The organism is Amycolatopsis sp. NPDC058986, assembly GCF_042741125.1.
In the GTDB taxonomy this organism is placed as follows: domain Bacteria; phylum Actinomycetota; class Actinomycetes; order Mycobacteriales; family Pseudonocardiaceae; genus Amycolatopsis.
The window spans coordinates 144,948-161,020 of record NZ_JBHYJW010000011.1; the positions used below are offsets into that span (position 1 = coordinate 144,948).

At 71.4% G+C, this 16,073-nt stretch carries 16 protein-coding genes; 8 read left to right on the forward strand and 8 right to left on the reverse strand.

The window, feature by feature from the left end; all coding sequences use genetic code 11:
- Window positions 1-391: 391 nt before the first annotated feature.
- Window positions 392-3,193 (forward strand): LuxR C-terminal-related transcriptional regulator, encoded by a 2,802-nt coding sequence (locus ACFW0G_RS13310; RefSeq protein WP_378325348.1) that lies wholly within the window; start codon window positions 392-394, stop codon window positions 3,191-3,193.
- A 142-nt stretch (window positions 3,194-3,335) separates the two neighbouring features.
- Window positions 3,336-4,805 carry an alpha/beta hydrolase gene (locus tag ACFW0G_RS13315; protein ID WP_378325349.1) on the forward strand — a complete coding sequence of 490 codons (1,470 nt, stop codon included), beginning with the start codon at window positions 3,336-3,338 and terminating at the stop codon, window positions 4,803-4,805.
- Window positions 4,806-4,811: 6 nt separating this feature from the next.
- Here the strand turns inward: ACFW0G_RS13315 and ACFW0G_RS13320 are convergent, their stop codons facing one another.
- Window positions 4,812-5,288 (reverse strand): nuclear transport factor 2 family protein, encoded by a 477-nt coding sequence (locus ACFW0G_RS13320; protein ID WP_378325351.1) that lies wholly within the window; start codon window positions 5,286-5,288, stop codon window positions 4,812-4,814.
- A gap of 162 nt (window positions 5,289-5,450) precedes the next feature.
- Window positions 5,451-6,212 carry a GntR family transcriptional regulator gene (locus tag ACFW0G_RS13325; protein ID WP_378325352.1) on the reverse strand — a complete coding sequence of 254 codons (762 nt, stop codon included), beginning with the start codon at window positions 6,210-6,212 and terminating at the stop codon, window positions 5,451-5,453.
- A gap of 98 nt (window positions 6,213-6,310) precedes the next feature.
- On the opposite strand from ACFW0G_RS13325, the gene ACFW0G_RS13330 reads away from it, so the two are divergent.
- Both ACFW0G_RS13330 and ACFW0G_RS13335 read left to right on the forward strand, forming a co-directional pair.
- A complete protein-coding gene (locus ACFW0G_RS13330) occupies window positions 6,311-6,583 on the forward strand; it encodes a hypothetical protein (protein ID WP_378325353.1) in 273 nt (90 codons plus the stop codon).
- Window positions 6,580-6,837 carry a hypothetical protein gene (locus tag ACFW0G_RS13335; RefSeq protein WP_378325354.1) on the forward strand — a complete coding sequence of 86 codons (258 nt, stop codon included), beginning with the start codon at window positions 6,580-6,582 and terminating at the stop codon, window positions 6,835-6,837. Before ACFW0G_RS13330 ends, ACFW0G_RS13335 begins: the two co-directional genes overlap by 4 nt.
- A gap of 36 nt (window positions 6,838-6,873) precedes the next feature.
- On the opposite strand, the gene ACFW0G_RS13340 is transcribed toward ACFW0G_RS13335, so the two are convergent.
- On the reverse strand, window positions 6,874-7,638 hold the full coding sequence (locus tag ACFW0G_RS13340; protein WP_378325355.1) for a crotonase/enoyl-CoA hydratase family protein: 765 nt from the start codon (window positions 7,636-7,638) through the stop codon (window positions 6,874-6,876).
- A 15-nt stretch (window positions 7,639-7,653) separates the two neighbouring features.
- Window positions 7,654-8,505 carry a hypothetical protein gene (locus tag ACFW0G_RS13345; RefSeq protein WP_378325356.1) on the reverse strand — a complete coding sequence of 284 codons (852 nt, stop codon included), beginning with the start codon at window positions 8,503-8,505 and terminating at the stop codon, window positions 7,654-7,656.
- 52 nt (window positions 8,506-8,557) lie between these two features.
- Between ACFW0G_RS13345 and ACFW0G_RS13350 the strand changes: the two genes are divergently transcribed.
- Together ACFW0G_RS13350 and ACFW0G_RS13355 are read left to right on the forward strand one after the other, a co-directional pair.
- The gene (locus tag ACFW0G_RS13350) at window positions 8,558-9,997 is read left to right on the forward strand and encodes a PLP-dependent aminotransferase family protein (protein ID WP_378325357.1); all 1,440 of its coding nucleotides are present in this window, start codon (window positions 8,558-8,560) and stop codon (window positions 9,995-9,997) included.
- A 16-nt stretch (window positions 9,998-10,013) separates the two neighbouring features.
- On the forward strand, window positions 10,014-10,997 hold the full coding sequence (locus ACFW0G_RS13355) for a zinc-binding alcohol dehydrogenase family protein (protein ID WP_378325404.1): 984 nt from the start codon (window positions 10,014-10,016) through the stop codon (window positions 10,995-10,997).
- Window positions 10,998-10,999: 2 nt separating this feature from the next.
- On the opposite strand, the gene ACFW0G_RS13360 is transcribed toward ACFW0G_RS13355, so the two are convergent.
- The 3 genes from ACFW0G_RS13360 to ACFW0G_RS13370 all read right to left on the reverse strand — a co-directional run bounded on the left by ACFW0G_RS13360 (window position 11,000) and on the right by ACFW0G_RS13370 (window position 13,476).
- Window positions 11,000-11,806: a hypothetical protein gene (locus ACFW0G_RS13360; protein WP_378325358.1), complete on the reverse strand. Its 807-nt coding sequence runs from the start codon at window positions 11,804-11,806 to the stop codon at window positions 11,000-11,002.
- Between the two features lie 87 nt (window positions 11,807-11,893).
- Window positions 11,894-12,832: an NADP-dependent oxidoreductase gene (locus tag ACFW0G_RS13365; RefSeq protein WP_378325360.1), complete on the reverse strand. Its 939-nt coding sequence runs from the start codon at window positions 12,830-12,832 to the stop codon at window positions 11,894-11,896.
- A gap of 56 nt (window positions 12,833-12,888) precedes the next feature.
- Window positions 12,889-13,476 (reverse strand): TetR/AcrR family transcriptional regulator, encoded by a 588-nt coding sequence (locus tag ACFW0G_RS13370; protein ID WP_378325361.1) that lies wholly within the window; start codon window positions 13,474-13,476, stop codon window positions 12,889-12,891.
- Between the two features lie 85 nt (window positions 13,477-13,561).
- On the opposite strand from ACFW0G_RS13370, the gene ACFW0G_RS13375 reads away from it, so the two are divergent.
- Both ACFW0G_RS13375 and ACFW0G_RS13380 read left to right on the forward strand, forming a co-directional pair.
- On the forward strand, window positions 13,562-14,494 hold the full coding sequence (locus ACFW0G_RS13375) for an aldo/keto reductase (RefSeq protein WP_378325362.1): 933 nt from the start codon (window positions 13,562-13,564) through the stop codon (window positions 14,492-14,494).
- A gap of 40 nt (window positions 14,495-14,534) precedes the next feature.
- Window positions 14,535-15,200 carry a class I SAM-dependent methyltransferase gene (locus ACFW0G_RS13380; protein ID WP_378325364.1) on the forward strand — a complete coding sequence of 222 codons (666 nt, stop codon included), beginning with the start codon at window positions 14,535-14,537 and terminating at the stop codon, window positions 15,198-15,200.
- Here ACFW0G_RS13380 and ACFW0G_RS13385 read toward each other — a convergent pair whose 3' ends face one another.
- Window positions 15,201-16,019, reverse strand: coding sequence for a maleylpyruvate isomerase family mycothiol-dependent enzyme (locus ACFW0G_RS13385; protein WP_378325366.1), 819 nt, complete (start codon window positions 16,017-16,019; stop codon window positions 15,201-15,203).
- Window positions 16,020-16,073: the final 54 nt, after the last annotated feature.

Genomic DNA, 16,073 nt, shown 5'->3' on the forward strand with positions numbered 1-16,073 from the left:
CACTGGCGGTGCTGTTGGTCGCGTTGGGATCACCCAACGCACCGAAGGCGTCCTTCAGCCGACACGTTTCATGGTCGGATGATCCTATCGGCCGCCCGAATTCATCCCCGCCTCACAAAAGGCCGCCACCGTCGTTCCGGTTTCCCGCCCTTTCGGCCGTAAGAGGTAAAAAGTGGCCGCCGCGGGAGTGGTCCGACTTCCAGGTCTTGACTTTTCCGCGTCGCTCCCGAGATCCTGCTCCGTGCACCTTCCGCCGGAACCCCGGATTGTCGCGGTGACCGGCGGATTTTTCTCGTTCGAGGCCGATACGGCCTGTGCGCTAGGGGAGGGTTCGGCTGGTTTCGGCTGCGCGTGAACGACGAGCGTCAGCAGCGATAACCGAAGGTTCATCATGGCGAACGCAGGGCGGGAATCGAATTCGTCGCGGCCGGTGCGCGGCCGCGCGGCGCAGCTGGCACAGATCACGGCGGCAGTGCGGGCCACGGCCCAGGACGCACGGGGCCGGATCCTCCTGATGGACTCCCCGGCGGGGAGCGGAAAAACCCGGCTGCTGCGCGAAGCGGTGCACCTCGCGGAGAGGCAAGGATTCTCCGTGGTCGACCGCATCGCTTACGAGCCGCCGAAGGGCGGGGCACCTCCGCGACCGGCGGAAACCCGCACGACGGCGCGGGAGATCGACCGGCTGGCCCGGCACAGCGCGCGGCTGCGTGGCCTCGTGCGGGACCGGGTGCGCCAGGGGCCGGTCGCGGTCGTCGTCGACGACCTCCACGAGCTGGACGCGCTCACGTTGTCGACGCTCGGGAGCGTGATCGGCGAACTCGCCACCAGCCCGGTCGTCTGGCTCCTCGCCGCCCGCCCCGGCGACGGGCGGTCGCCACACGGTCTGCTGCTCAAGGCGCTGGCACGGGCCGGGCACGCGGAATGGATCCAGCCACTCGACGCGCTGCCCATCGCTGTGGTGGCGGAGATCGCGGGCGATCTGCTCGGTGCCCGTCCCGACCCGGACCTGGTGGCGCTGAGTGCGTGCCTCGACGGCTCACCCGGCGCGGTGGTGGCGTTGTTCGAGGGACTGCGGGCGGATCGGGCCGTCGAGTTCGACGGCGGGGTCGCGCGGCTCGCGGCAGGGGAGCTGACCACGCCGTCCTCGGTCGCGGACGCGGGCACGCGGCTGCCGGACCGGTTCCTCGCGCTGATGCGTGAGCAGTTCGGCCGGTTGTCGATGGCGAGCAGGCAGTTGGTGCAGGTGGCGGCGGTGCTCGGCCGGTCGTTCACCACGCGGGACCTGGCGGAGATGCTCGACGAACCGCCGGCGGCCTTGCTGCGTCCGCTGTGGGAGGCGCAGGCCGAGGGGATCCTCACCGGCCGGGGCGCGGGATTCACCTTCCGCGCGGATCTGCTCTGGCGGGCCGCGGTGGCGATGGTGCCCGCGCAGCTGCTCGCACTGCTGCACCGGCAAGCGGCGACGATGCACCTGGCCCGCGGTGGCGAGTCCGCCGACGAAGCGGCGGCGGCCTGTCATCTGGTCCGCTGCGCCGAGCCCGGTGACACCGAGGCGATCGCGACCATCGCCGAGGCCGCGAACCGGCTGCTGGCCGCCGCACCCGAAACGGCGGCCACGCTGGCACTGCGCGGCATGGAGATCACCGAACGCGGGGCGCCGGAGCACTTCGCGCTGGCCACAACGGCGATGACGGCGCTGATGCGGTCGGGCAGTCTCGACCGGGCCGCCGAGGTCGCCGACCGGGTCGTCGGCGGTGTCCCCGCCGGAGTGCAGGAGCAGTCGGTGCGCGCGAACCTGGCCACGATCATGGTGCTGCGCGGGGAGACACGGAAGGCGTTGTCGCTCGCGCCGGAACCGCGCCGGGCCCCGGACGACGAGCACGACTGCGGGCGGCCCTGCCCGGACGTGGTCCGGCTGACCGCACTGTCCTTTTCGGACTCGGAGGTCGCGGAGCGGACGGCGGACAGGCTGCTCGCCGAGCCGGGCGGCCCGCGGTGCGACGATCTGGTGGCGACCGCGCTGGCGGTCCGGGCGACGGCGTGCTGGAACGAGGGCCGGATCGGGGACGCGTTCCGCGCGATGGAGCGGTCCGTCGAGCGCTGGCGGCGTCTTTCCGGCGCTCTGACGGCGTATCCGTTGTGGCAGAAGGCCTGGATGCTCGTGCGGGCGCACCAGCTCGACGAGGCCGACGCGGTGATCGCCGAGATGAACGACGTCATCTCGGCGGCGGGCGTGAAGGTGGTGGCGTCGGTGCCGCTGGTCCTGCGCGCCTGGGTCCGGCTGCTGCGCGGCGATCTGGACGGCGCGGAGTCCGCCGCCGCCGAAGCGGTGGCGCACTTCCACGAAACGCAGATGCTGCTGACCCTGCCCACGTTGCACGCCGTGCGGGTGCTGGTGGCGTTGCGGCGGGGCGATGTCGCCGTCGCGGGCAGGCGTGTCCGGTCGCTCGAGGAATCCGTGCCGAGGGAAGCGGTCCATCCACTGTGGACATTGCGCTGCCGCGTCGCGGCCCAGGTGCCCGCCGTCGGCGGTGACGCCGCGGCGGCGCTGGAAATCCTGCTCGGCGCGGGGGAACGTCGTGGGCTGATCCTGGCGGATCCGGCGGCCGCGGCGTGGTACGTCCGGACAGCGCTCACGGCGAACCGCCCCGACATCGGCCGCGAGTTCGCCGAAGCGGCCGAGCAGGTCAGCGCGGCCAATCCCGGGTATCCGGTGTTCGGCGTCGCCGCGAGCCATGCACGGGCGCTGCTGGCCAGGGACGCCGCGGCGATCGCGGAGGTCGCCGGGCAGTACCCGGACCCGTGGGTCCGCGCTTCCGCGATCGAGGACGCCGGTGTGCTCCGCTGCGGCACCGACCGCGCGGCGGGCATCGCCGAACTCGCCAGGGCGATGGCCGCCTACGAAACCGTCGGCGCGGCCTGGGACGCCGCGCGGGTCCGGCGGCGGCTGCGCGGCCTCGGGGTGCGGCGGCGGCACTGGAACCACGCGCCGCGACCCGAAACCGGCTGGGCGAGCCTGACCGACACCGAGGAGAAGGTGGCGCGGCTGGTGGCGCGGGGGTTGACCAACCGCCAAGTGGCCAGCGAGCTGTTCGTGTCCCCGCACACCGTGGGCTTCCATCTGCGGCAGATCTACCGCAAGCTCGGGATCCAGTCCCGGGTCGATCTCGCCAGGATCGCGCCCGGCCGCTGAAGTGCCGGACGCTACTCCGTTCGGCCTAAGCCGTGAGGATGAGGTGAACCGGCCTGATGGCCGATGAATCGCTCTCGCCGCTGTGGATAGTGTCGGTTTCTCCCTGACAGGCACCAAAGCCCGTCAGGGGGAAGGGAATCTCATGCGACGTTCTCTGCTTTCCGGTGCGGCCGCGCTGGCGCTCGCCGCACCACTGCTGATCGCCGCTCCGGCGTCGGCGAGTCCACCGGCCATCGACTGGAAACCCTGTGCCGACGCGCCCGGCGTGGACTGTGCGCGGCTCGCCGTCCCCCTCGACTGGGCCAGACCCGGTGGCGAGCAGATCGAGCTGTCCCTGGCCCGGCGCAAGGGGACCGGTGCCGGGGAGAAACTGGGCACGCTGATGTACGGGCCCGGCGGGCCCGGCGGAGCGGGCGCGAAGGGCCTGAAACACGGCAAGATCCTCGCCGATCCGGTCTACGACCATTACGACGTCGTCAGCTACGACTCGCGGGGGATCGGCGAGAGCAAGCCGATCGCCTGCCCGGACGGCCCCGAGCCACGGGAGTGGCCCACCACCGAGGAGCAGTTCCGGGACCTGACGGCCAAGAGCAAGCAGTACATCGCCGACTGCCGCAAGCTCAGTGGCCCGATCTACGACCACGTCGACACGCGCAGCGACGTCCGGGACATGGACGCCATCCGCGCGGCGATCGGCGAGCGCAAGCTCAACTACTACGGCGTCTCGTACGGGACTCTGCGGGGCCAGCAGTACGCGGAGTTCTTCCCCCGCAACGTCGGGCGCCTGGTCCTCGACTCGACGATGGACCACAGCATGACCAGCAACTGGGACTTCGTCCGCACCGAAAGCGTCGCGCGCGAAGAAGTCTTCCAGCAGTTCGTGCGGTGGTGCGCCGACAAGCCGGAGTGCGCGCTGCACGGCCAGGACGTCGAGAAGCTGGTGCGGGAGCTCTACGACCGGGCCGACGCGGGCACGTTGCCGGATCCGGATGATCCGGCGCAGAAGTACGACGGGCCCCGTCTGGCGGCGCACATCGAGAGTTACACGCTGTCCGAGGAGTTCGCCGTTCTCGGGACCTTCCTGAAGACCCTCCGTGACAGCGGGACCAAGCCGGAGCTGCTGGCCGCGGCGCCGACCGCGCCGAACCCGACCAGGGCCATCTGGTGCAACGACTGGGCATACCGGGTGTCCGGATACGAGGAGTTCAAGAAGCTGGACGACGGTCTGCGCAAGGTTTCGCCGAACATCCGCTTCAACGGCTACAACCCGTGGGCGCTGGTGTGCGCGGGCCAGCCCGCGCCGGTCAATCCGCCGCACAAGCTCACGCTGAGCCGGGATGTGCCGCCGCTGCTGATCACCAACGCGCGGCACGACCCCGCGACGGCCTACCCGTGGGCGAAGTCGATGGAGAAGCAGACCGGGATGACGCTGGTGACATACGACGGTGGCGGGCACGGGATGTACTTCGTGAGCAAGTGTGAGCGGGAGTACATCCATCAGTACCTGTTCACCGGCGCGGTACCGCCGCGCGGGACGCACTGCGCGGTCGAACCCCGTCCGTCGTCGGCGCGGGCGGAACTGCCGGTGCCGCCGGACGTGGCGACGTTCTGATCCTTGTCAGGCTGCTCGGCGCTCCCGCGATTCCGCGGGGGCGCCGAGTACGTGATCGCGGGCTTCGGGGCCACCGAAGGCGTCCAGCACGACCAGCGGATTCCAGAAGTCGCGAAGCAGGGTGATCCGGGACTTCCTGATATATGCCACGGAAAGGTAGGTCTGGGTGAACGCGCGCCGGGTCGTGACCGCGACGCCGCGGCTGTGGTATTCGGCGATCACCAGCTCGGGGTCCTCCGTGGCGTGGAACGTGGGCGGGGAGAAGCGAGCTTTGGCGTGTTGCCGGATGTACCGCGGATATTCGTGAAGGTCGCGGTGCCCGGCGTAGCGCCAGGGGATGCCAGGCGGGCAGAAGGCGAGTTCCAGGGCGCCGTCCTCGTCGAACAGCTCCACCCACTCACGGACCCGCCCGGCCGCGAGAAGCCGGAGGTGCCGGGTGAAGAGCGCTCTGGCGTTTTGGCGGACCTTGTGCGTGCTGCTCATGGCTGCGGTCTTCCTCGCGGGCGCGCCGGGCTGACCGTCGTGGGGCGGCCCCGGCCGGGATACGCACCAGTGTCCCGGGGCGGGGCGCGCGCGGACTACCTCCGGGCTGCGCACTGTCCCGCACCGTCCATAAGCGACGGACAGGGGAAAGCGCCGGACCGATCAGTCCGCGGGCCACTCGTATGACAGTTCGTATCGGTCAGCGGCGAGCACCATGTCGTTCATCTCCACCGGCTTGCCGTCCTCGGTGTAGGCCACCCTGGTCACGGTGATGACCGGAACTCCTTCCGCCACCTGCAACAGCGTCGCCTCATCCGGCGTCGGCATCCGAGCGCCGACGTGCTCCACGAACGAACCGAGCCGATGACCGGATTCCTCAAGGCGCGCGTACGCACCGCCGGGTCCGGTGTCGACGTCCTCGATCGCGGTGCCGCGCGTCAGCTCGCGCGGAAGGCGCGACACCGCCAGTTGGACCACCAGCCCGTCGGCTCGCATCACCCGATCTCTCACCGTGATCTCGGCGCCTTCGTCGATGGCGAGATGGGTGGCTGCGCGTTCGTCGGCCTGCTCGAAGCGGATCTTCACGGAGGTGGACGGCGTGAAGCCGCGCGCGGCGGCATCGGCGAGGAACGCGCCACGGTTCCGCTCGCGAGCGGCGCGGGAGAGCCTGGAGCGGGCGATCCGCTGGATGCTGGCCGGTGGTCGCACGAAGACACCTCGGCCGTGTTCGGAAGTGACGAGCCCTTCCGATCGCAGCATGTTGACGGCGTCTCGGACCGTCGGACGCGAGACGCCGTAGGTGTCGACGAGTTCGCGTTCGCTGGGTAGTTGCTCGCCGGGTGGATAGTCCCCGGCGACGATCTTCTGCCGGATGTCCGCTGCCACCTGGCGAAACGCGGGTACACCGCTTCTCCGATCGACCATGCGCGCCAGTATCGCACTTGTCAGCTTGTCTTGACCAGTTGGCCTTTTCGTGCCACGGTACTTGTCAGGACGTGCTGGCCAGTTGGGTGGGAGTGGACATGGCAGGACGCGGCTGGCGCAAAGAGTGCATCTCGCGGACCGTCGACATGACGGGCCGCGAAATCGAAATAACGACTGGTGTGACCCGAAGCCCTATCGACGGCCAGTTCGTCGCGGTGATCGCATTCGACGACCGCCCGACGCTCCTCCTTGATGAGCGGTTGCTCGACCTGCTGGATGCGAGCGGCAGGCATTCGATCCAGGACGCTTTGAACGAACGACTGAAGGAGGCCGTCGAGCGGCGGCGCGCACAACGCGGCGGCTCGCGATGAACGCGCTGATCTACGTCAATCTCGACGCGGTCCATCCGGTCGTCGACGGGATATGGCACCGCGCGCGGTTCAGCCACGTACCGCGGCCTGGCGAGGCGATCACGATGCTGTGTGGCGTGTCCGCCGTCGCTGAGTTCGACCAGGGTTGTCAGCGGGACACACACGGCGTGCCCCGCCAATGCTGGGATTGCGATCTCGTGTACCGCCGCGAGCATGGCATCGATCCGCCACCGAGGCACCTGCTGCCCCGATGACTCCTGGGCAGCACCGTCCACAAGCGACAGACGAACCTACCGGCGAGTGAGGAAGCGCTCGACGCCGCTGGGCACGCCGTGGTCCGGCAGGGTCGCGGCGAACCACGCGGCTTCGACGCCGAGGCCCTCGTCGATCGGCAGGTTGATCCCGCGCGTCACCGCGGCCAGGCATGCCCGGACGGCGGCGGGGGAGTGGCGGACGACGCGCCCGGCGAGTTCACGCGCGGCGGGCAGTAGGTCGTCGTGGGGGACGACGGTGTTGACGAGGCCGAGTTCCGCGGCGCGGTCGGCGTCGATCGGGTCGCCGGTGAGGATGAGTTCGAGGCCCCGCTTGCGCCCGACATGCCGGGGCAGCCGCTGCGTCCCGCCGAACGGAGGCGGAAAGCCCAGTGTGATCTCGGGTTTCGCGAAGGTGGCGCGTTCGCTGGCGATGGCCAGCGGAGCGGCTTCGGTGACCTCGCAGCCGCCACCGTAGGCCAGCCCGTTGACCGCCACGATGACCGGCTTGGGGAACTCCTCGATACGGCGGGTGAGTCCCTGTCCGCGGCGCACGATCTCTCGTAGTGCCGCCTCGGCGCCGCGCCCGATGCTGCCCGCGAGATCACCGATGTCGGCCCCCGCGCTGAACGCGCGATCCCCGGCGCCGGTCAGGATGACCGCGCGGATCGCGGCGTCCGATTCGAGTTCGTCGAGAGTGCGTACGAGGCGGTCGATCGTGGCGTAGTCGAGGGCGTTGAGCTTCGCGGGCCGGTCGATGGTGATCGTGGCGACGGCGTCGTCGCGGTCGAGTGCGATGGTCATGGCTTCCTGCCGGGGTCAGGGGCGCGGTGCGCCGATCGGGTTCGGGACGGGGATGACGCCGGTGTCGACGAGGTGGCGGCTCAGCGGCGCGGCCAGCCGGATGACTTCGTCCACACCGGACTCGCCGAGGGTGGCCACCGGATCGGCGGCGAGCCGGTCGGTGGTGTCCTCGACCTGCCTGCGCAGCACGCCACCGCTCTTGGTGAGCCTGCCGGTGCGGTCGAGCAGCCCGCGCGCCACGAGCCTGCGGCGGCTCTCGTCCCAGTCGGCGTCGCTCCAGCCACGGTTGGGCTGGATGATCTCGCGGGTGACGTTCCCGGTCGCGATGTGCGTGAGCGTCGCGTCGAGGCCACGCAGCCCGGCGTGCACCGCGGCGATGACGTGCCCGTCGCCGCGGTGTTCCCGCAGCACGGTCGCCGCGAGCCAGAGCCTGCCCGTCACACTCTCCGGGCGCCGGACCCGCGACCAGCCCGCCGCGAGCGGACGGCCCTCGTAGCGGCAGCCGTCGACGGCGCGTTCGAGGAGTTCGACGAGCCGGTCGTGACCACCTGGCGGCAAGAGCCGGTCGAGGGCTGCGGTGACGGCGTCGATCCGGCTCGCGAGCACGGCGTCCGGCGCCGCGTACGCCCACGCGTCGGGCAGCGCCCGCTCGACCATGCCCGGCGCGAAACCGAAGAACATCGACGTCACCGGGGCGGCGCCGAGCGGGCCGAGCGGGGCGATCCGGCCGGCGAAGTAGCCCATCCACCAGCCGCGGAGGCCGAGCGCCCTGGCGACTTCGGCGGGTTCGGGTGCGAAGTACACGGTCGCGTGCAGGGGTTCGAGCGCTTCCCAGAAGCGCCGGGCGAGGGTCGGGCTGGGGTCCATGTGCTCAGCGTGCCGGTTGCGGTGGCCGCCGAGACAGGGCCAATCTGAGAAAATGGACCAGGATCTGGGGTGGTGGGTGCGCGTCGCGCTCGACGGCTGGGACGCTCGTCCCGGTCCGCGCTATCGCCGGGTGGCCGAGGGCGTCGCCGCCGCGATCGAACGCGGGCTGCTCTCCGCGGGCGACCGGCTGCCCGCGGAACGGATCCTCGCCGAGGGCCTCGGGCTGGGCCGGGGCACGGTGGTCCGCTGTTTCGACGAACTCGCCGACGCCGGGCTGGTCGAGCGCAGGCAGGGCGCGGGAACCTACGTCCGCGCGCGGACGGCCTGGACCCAGGCGCCGAAGCAGAGCCCGGCTTCCGCACTGCTGCAACGAAGACTGGACGAGGATCGCGAGACGATCGACCTCTCGCTTTCCGTCCCCGCGGGCACCGAACACCTGCCCGAGGTCGCCGCCGGTGTTCAGGCGGACTGGCGGGGCCATGGCCTGCATCCGGCGGGGCTGCCGGCACTCCGGGCCGCGCTGGCCACGCACCTGACCCGGCGGCTCGGCCTGCCCACCACCGCCGATCAGCTCATCGTGACGTCGGGAGCGCAGCACGCGTTGACGCTCGTGGCCGCCGCGGCGGTGTCCCCGGACCGGACCGTCATCACCGCGTGCCCCACCTATCCCGGGCTCGCCGGGGCGCTCGCGGGCCGGGGCGGCAGGCTGCTCGGCGTCGGAGTGGACTCGCTCGGGATCGACGTCAACGCCGTACGCCGCGCGGCGGGCCGCCTCGCCGCGCCGGTGATCTACGTCGATCCGTGCGGGCACAACCCGACCGGTGCCGTGCTGACGCGGTCGCGGCATGAGCCGCTGCTCGCCGCGGCGCGTTCCAGCGACGGGCTCCTCGTCGAGGATCTCGCCCAAGCGGGCCTCGCCCTCGACGAGGACGCCGAACCGGTGCCGCCGCTCGCCGCGTCCGACGACTCCGTGGTCGCGATCGGCTCGCTGTCGAAGATGTTCTGGGCGGGACTGCGGATCGGCTGGATCCGCGCGCCCGCCGCGTTGCGCGGGCATCTGCTGCGCCTGCGATCGGCCAACGACCTCGCACCGGGTGTCCCGGGGCAACTGTTCGCCGCCCGGCTGCTGGACGCCGTCGACGACGCTTGGTACGGACAGCTCCGCGCCGCGCTGGCGGCACGCCGGGACCTGCTGGTGAACGCGATCAGGCAGCGGCTGCCCGCCTGGGCTGTCGAGCCGCCGGCGGCGGGCCTGTCGCTGTACGCGCGATTGCCGTTGGCGGACAGCGAAACCTACGCGCATCGGGCGGCGCGGTACGGCGTGCTGGTCACCCCGGGCGCCGCGTGCTGCGTCGACCGGCGGCACTTCGCCGGTGTCCGGCTTTCGATAGCGGAATCCCCGCACACCCTCGAAACCGCGGTGGACCGCCTCGCCGCGGCCTGGGAGGACCACAGCCGCGACGTCGCCGCCACCCGCCCGCCGGGCGGATAATGCCGGGATGGCGGAGATGACCGCGTGGCGTGTGGACCGTCCGGGGCCGATGGCGTCGGGGCCGCTGGTGCGGACTCGTGAGCCCGTACCAGCACCGGGCGAGGGCGAACTGCTGGTGCGGGTCCTGGCCAGCGGTGTCTGCCGGACGGATCTGCACGTGGCGGAGGGCGATCTGCCCGTGCGCCGCCGGGGCGTCGTACCGGGACATGAGGTCGTGGGCCAGGTCGTGCATGCTTCGGCGGGCTTCGCGGTGGGGGACCGGGTCGGCGTTGCGTGGCTGCGGGGGACCTGTGGCACCTGCCGGTTTTGCGCGCGGGGCGCGGAAAACCTGTGCCCCGGCTCGGTGTACACCGGCTGGGACGCCGATGGCGGGTACGCCGAGTACTGCGTGGTGTCCGCCGCCTACGCACATCAGCTGCCCGCCGGGTATTTCGACGTCGAACTCGCTCCGCTGCTGTGCGCGGGCATCATCGGCTACCGCGCGCTGGAACGCGCCGGGCTGCCCGAAGGCGGACGGCTCGGGATCTACGGCTTCGGCGGGAGCGCGCACCTCGCCGCGCAGGTGGCGCTCGCCCGCGGCGCGCGGGTGCACGTCATGACGCGGAGCCCGCGCGCCCAGGAACTCGCCCGCGACCTCGGCGTGGCCTCGGCACAGGCGGGCACGCCACCCGAACCACTGGACGCGGCGATCCTGTTCGCCCCGGCCGGTGATCTCGTGCCGCCCGCGCTCGCGGCGCTCGACCGCGGGGGAGTGCTGTCGATCGCCGGGATCCACCTCTCCGAAATCCCGGCACTCGACTACCAGCGGCATTTGTTCCAGGAGCGGGAAATTCGCAGCGTCACGGCCAACACACGGCAGGACGCGACAGATTTCCTGCGCTTGGCCGGCGAACACCGGCTGCGAGTCAGCACGATGCCGTATCCGCTCGCCGAAGCCGACCGGGCGCTCGCCGATCTCGCCGGAGGCCGGGTCACCGGTGCCGCGGTGCTGGTGCCGTAACGTCACGTGTTCCGGTCGTGGCGCCCCGCGATGAGCTCCTGGACCCAGATCTTCGCCTTGACCACCGGGATGCGCAGCCGCTGTTCGCGCCACAGCGCGCGTTTCGCCTTCGCGCCCGACGCGGGATAACGCCAGCGTGCCCAAGGCGAGTTCGGCCGGGCGAGCCGCACTGCCCCGACGAACAGCAGGACCGGCACGAAAAGGCCGATGAGCCCGCTCCAGATCTTGCCCTTCAGCAGGGTCACGATGGCCAGCCCGAGGTCGCCGGCGATCACCAGCGTCCGGGTCAGATTGCCCTCTTCGGGACCGATCTCGACGAAGATGTCCACCACGCCCGGCCGGAACCCGAGCAGCAGCAGCCCGGCCAGCGCGATCGCGACGAAGACGGCGTCGACCGAGACCCGGCCCTTCTCCGACCAGTAGACGTCCTTGAGGTGCAGGATCAAGGCGAACTCGTCGAGCACCAGTGCCGAGCCGACGCCGAACAGCCCCGCCATGACCGCGCGCCAGACCGTCGATTCGTCCGGGATCGCGTACCCGGCGACGCCGCCGATCAGCATGAAAACGACCCCGAACACGACGTGGTGCAGGTGCAGCCCGCCCGGGGTGATGTTCTTCGGCCACCACCGCACGTTCGCGCGGATGAGCCGGACCGAGAGCCGGATGAACCCGAACGCCAGCACCATGCTGACGAAGAAGCAGAGCAGCTGGAGCCGGTGGGAATCGACGATGGTGTGCTGGAACCACGTGCCCGCGGCGCTCGATTCGGCCGGGGTGCGGGCGGTGATCCGGAGGGCGGCGCTGTCCACACACCACGGTAGACCGGGCGGCTCCGCCGGTGCCAACCCGCCCCGCACCCCGCTCGATCAGTCCGGAGTGGACGGTCCGGCGCGCCGTCAGAACTCGAAGACGAGACGGCCGCGCAGCCCGCCACGTTCGAAGGCCCGATGGGCCTCGGCGGCTTCCTCCGGCCGGTACGTCCGTGCCACGCGCAGGCGCAGCACGCCTTGTTCGGCCAGGTCACGGAGCCGCTCGAGGGCCGCGGTGACCCGGACGTCGTCGCTCACCCGGACGCGGTGCACCGTGATCCCGCGTTCCGGCTCGCCCTCGAACGGGCGGACCACGGCAAGCACCCCGCCGTCGCGGATCGCGGGCAGGATCGACGGCCCGACCAGCGCCGCGTCGACCACCCCGGCCACGCCGCCGGGCGCCACCTCACGGATGCGCGCGGCGAGGTCGTCTCCGCGCGCGACGACCTCGTCCGCGCCGAACTCGCGCACGAGCGGTTCGTCCGCGGGAGAGGCCACCGCGATCACCCGGAGGCCCGCCTCCTTGGCCAATGGGATCACGTATCCGCCGACCGCGCCGGCGGCTCCCGTTACGGCCACCGTCCGCCCCGGCGCCGGTTTCAGCACGTCGATCGCCTGCCGTGCGGTGAGCCCGTTCATCAGCAGCGTCGACGCCGCGACGTCGTCCACTTCGGACGGTGCGCGGACGACCGATTCGGCCGGTACCACCACGTACTCGGCGTATCCGCCGCGACGTTCGCCTATCGGGACGACGACCGCGATGACCCGCTCACCGAGCGCGATCGGCGTCGTGACCCCCTCGCCGATTTCGTCGAGCACCCCCGCGACGTCCATTCCCGGCACGTACGGCGGCGCGAACTCGAACCGCTCGGCGAGTCCGCCCTCGCGCAGCACGATGTCGGCGGGATTGACCGCCGCGGCCCGCACCTGCACGCGGACCTCGCCCGGACCGGCGTGCGGCTCCGGGAGGTCGAGTACCCGCAACACCTCTGGCCCGCCGTAACGCGTGACCGCGATTGCCTTCATCCGTCCCCAGCTTTCGTCGGCGTTCGTCTTCAACGACGACAACGGAGGCGTCCCGGCTATTCCGCTCGCGGGCGGACCGCGTCGACGACGAGGTCGAGCAGGCGGCGGATCTGCTCCGGCGTGTTGGTGGCCGACGTGGAGAGGAACACGCCGAGCAGCATCGCCGTGACGTCGTCGGGTTCGACGTCCGGGCGGAAAACGCCGGTGGTCACCCCGGCCGCGAGGATCTTCCCGATCGCCCCGGTGATGCGCTCCCGGGTCGTCGGCGTCGGCGGGCCGGACAGGCCCCAGCCGGTGCGGAGCGTCGCGATCATCCCGCGCTTGGCCGCGCTGAACTCCGCGTACCGGTCCATCCACGCGCGGAGCGCGTCCTCGGGCGGGTGCCGGTCGAGGAGTGTGGAGGCGCTCGTGACGACGTCGTCGAGTTCGGCGGCGTACACGGCTTCGACGAGGGCTTCGCGGGTGGGGAAGTGGCGGTAGAGCGTGCCGATCCCGACACCGGCGTCGCGGGCGATGCCTTCCAGCGGGACGGAGTCGTCGGCCGCTGTGAAGGCAGCGCGGGCGACCGCTATGAGCTTCTCGCGGTTGCGCCGCGCGTCGGCGCGGACGGGCCGGCCGGCGTCCGGCGGTTCGGGTGGAGTCAAAGCGGAGGCACCTCCGGTTGTGTTACCGTCGACTGAGCGGAGGGTCCTCCGCTTTGCTCATTCTCGCACGAAGGACGGAGCGTCCATGTCTTCTTCCCCCGAGGTCACCGCCACCGGCGCACCACGCCCCGGTGGCGCGGGCCTGCTCGCGGGCCACATCGTCTCCCGCGTCGGCTATGGCGCGATGCAGCTCGAACGCCTGCGTGGCGACCGCACAGCCGCCGTCGCGCTCCTGCGCCGCGCGGTCGAACTCGGCGTCGATCACGTAGACACCGCCGAGTTCTACGGCGACGGCCTGGTCAACGGTCTCATCCGGGAGGCGATCCGCCCCGAGGACGGCGTCGTGGTCGTGAGCAAGGTCGGTGCCGATCCCCATCCGGGCGGTCCGATCCCGCTGCGTCCCGCGCAGCGGCCCGAACAGCTCCGGGCGAGTGTCGAGGCCAACCTGGAAAGCCTGGGGACGGAACAGATCCCGGTGGTGAACCTGCGCCGTCTCGACACCAGGCCGGGGCTGCTCGCCGAGGGCGACCAGGTCGTCGACGTCGACGACCAGCTCGCCGTGCTGACGGCGATGCGGGACGAAGGCAAGATCGGCGCGATCGGGCTGAGCGCGGTGACCCTCGACGTGCTGCGCCGCGCGCTTCCGGCGAGCATCGCCTGCGTGCAGAACTGCTACAGCCTGGTCACGCGTGAGGACGAGGAGATGCTGCGGCTGTGTGTCGCCGAGGGAATCGCGTGGGTGCCGTTCTTCCCGCTCGGCGGCGCGTTCCCCGGCGTCCCGAAGGTGAGTGACGAGCCCGCGGTTCTCGCCACGGCGCGGTCTCTCGACGTCACTGCCGCCCAGATCGGACTCGCCTGGCTGCTGCACCACGCCCCGAACGTGCTCCTCATGCCGGGCACGGCGGACGCCGGTCACCTCGAGGCGAACCTCGCGGCGGGCGCGATCCGGTTCGACGACGCCACGCTCGCGTCGCTGGACGCCGTCCCGTCGCGCTCGGCGGACGTGCTGCTCGGCTGACCCTCGTGTCCTCAGTGGACAGCCGTGCGACGATGGGACGATGTCCGAGCGACCAGGAATTCCCGCCGAGGATCCGTTCGGCGGCAGGGAACCGACGAGTCACGAGCGACAGGCGGGCCAGCCCTGGGACACTTCGTACCACGACGGCCCCGCGCCCTGGGACGTCGGCGAGCCGCAACCGGCGATCGTGCGCCTGGCCGCCGAAGGGGTCTTCACCGGCGCGGTTCTCGACGCCGGCTGCGGCACTGGCGAAAATGCCCTGCACATCGCCTCGCTCGGCTTGCCGGTTCTGGGCGTCGACGTGGCCGAAACCGCGCTGGCGATCGCGCGGGAAAAGGCCGGAGCCCGTGGTCTCGGGGCCGAGTTCCTGGCGGCCGACGCCTTCCGATTGAACCGCCTGGGCCGCGTATTCGACACAGTGGTGGATTGCGGCCTGTTCCACACCTGCGACGCCGACGAGAAGCGGGACTACGTGACAAGCCTGGCGTCGGTGACCGAGCCTGGTGCGACCCTGTATGTGCTGTGCTTCAGCGACGTCGGCCCCGCCGAGAGCCGCGGCCCGCATCCCGTCGGCAGGGAAGAGCTGACAGCGGCGTTCGGCCGGGACACCGGTTGGCACGTCACGGCGATCGAGCCGGAGCGGATCAAGACGCGGTTCGATCCGGACGGCCCACCGGCCTGGCTGGCGAGAATCGAGCGAAGCTAGCTACGCCACGATCGCGAGCCAGGTCGTCACGGCCGTCGTCAATTCGGCGTCGCCGCTCAGCTCGGCGCGACGCCGTGCTTCGGCGACCGTGATGCCCCGGGTCGCGAGCCGCCATGCCGTGTCCTGGTCCATGACCACGGTCGCGGCGGGGTCGCCGTCATCCGCGTCGGCCAGCTGCCACGCGGTGTCCTCGCGCAGACATACCCACAGGCCGCCCGCGGGGCCGGTGACCTCCACCAGGACGGTGGTGCCCGGCGGCCTGTCCTGAGCGCGCAGTGCGGTGGGAAGAGCGTGCGCGAACGCGGCGAGGACGGGGTGCAGCAGCGTGGGTTCGTCGGCGCCGGGCCGGGACACGGCGTCGCGGATCTGCTGCTGGTGCACCCAGAATTCGGTGTAGTCGCGGGCGATGTCCAGCCAGGCCGGGCTTTCGCCGGGCCCCGCCCACGAAACGTTGAGGTGGGCCGGGCCCCTGAGGTCGGTGTCGGCCCAGACGGCGTCGAGCTGCGGGCCGAGATGGGCGAGCAGGGCGATCATCGTCCGCGGGCTGCACTGCCGTGCGGCGCGGACGAATTCCTCGTTGGTGCGGGCGAGATAGGCGGGCAGCGTCTCGTCGTCGGCGAACACCGCGCCGGGGTGGCCGTCGCGGCTGCCCGAGATGCGCCGCAGGTAGTCGTTGAGGATGTGCGCGGTGACGTCGTGCACGTCCCAGCCGGGACATACGGTCGGCTTCGCCCAGTCGGCCGCGTCGAGCGAGGCCAGCAGGTCGAGCAGCGCCTGCCGTTCGAGCGGATACAGCGGCCGGATGTCCAGAACGGTCATGAGCACAGTGAACCGGCAGGGCCGGATCGGCGCCATTCGTTTTCCCGTATGTCC

Bases quoted from the DNA above. Each gene is read 5' to 3' on its own strand.
- ACFW0G_RS13310 (WP_378325348.1), top strand. From the start codon at position 392: ATGGCGAACGCAGGGCGGGAATCGAATTCGTCGCGGCCGGTGCGCGGC.
- ACFW0G_RS13315 (WP_378325349.1), top strand. From the start codon at position 3,336: ATGCGACGTTCTCTGCTTTCCGGTGCGGCCGCGCTGGCGCTCGCCGCA.
- ACFW0G_RS13320 (WP_378325351.1), bottom strand. From the start codon at position 5,288: ATGAGCAGCACGCACAAGGTCCGCCAAAACGCCAGAGCGCTCTTCACC.
- ACFW0G_RS13325 (WP_378325352.1), bottom strand. From the start codon at position 6,212: ATGGTCGATCGGAGAAGCGGTGTACCCGCGTTTCGCCAGGTGGCAGCG.
- ACFW0G_RS13330 (WP_378325353.1), top strand. From the start codon at position 6,311: ATGGCAGGACGCGGCTGGCGCAAAGAGTGCATCTCGCGGACCGTCGAC.
- ACFW0G_RS13335 (WP_378325354.1), top strand. From the start codon at position 6,580: ATGAACGCGCTGATCTACGTCAATCTCGACGCGGTCCATCCGGTCGTC.
- ACFW0G_RS13340 (WP_378325355.1), bottom strand. From the start codon at position 7,638: ATGACCATCGCACTCGACCGCGACGACGCCGTCGCCACGATCACCATC.
- ACFW0G_RS13345 (WP_378325356.1), bottom strand. From the start codon at position 8,505: ATGGACCCCAGCCCGACCCTCGCCCGGCGCTTCTGGGAAGCGCTCGAA.
- ACFW0G_RS13350 (WP_378325357.1), top strand. From the start codon at position 8,558: ATGGACCAGGATCTGGGGTGGTGGGTGCGCGTCGCGCTCGACGGCTGG.
- ACFW0G_RS13355 (WP_378325404.1), top strand. From the start codon at position 10,014: ATGACCGCGTGGCGTGTGGACCGTCCGGGGCCGATGGCGTCGGGGCCG.
- ACFW0G_RS13365 (WP_378325360.1), bottom strand. From the start codon at position 12,832: ATGAAGGCAATCGCGGTCACGCGTTACGGCGGGCCAGAGGTGTTGCGG.
- ACFW0G_RS13375 (WP_378325362.1), top strand. From the start codon at position 13,562: ATGTCTTCTTCCCCCGAGGTCACCGCCACCGGCGCACCACGCCCCGGT.
- ACFW0G_RS13380 (WP_378325364.1), top strand. From the start codon at position 14,535: ATGTCCGAGCGACCAGGAATTCCCGCCGAGGATCCGTTCGGCGGCAGG.
- ACFW0G_RS13385 (WP_378325366.1), bottom strand. From the start codon at position 16,019: ATGACCGTTCTGGACATCCGGCCGCTGTATCCGCTCGAACGGCAGGCG.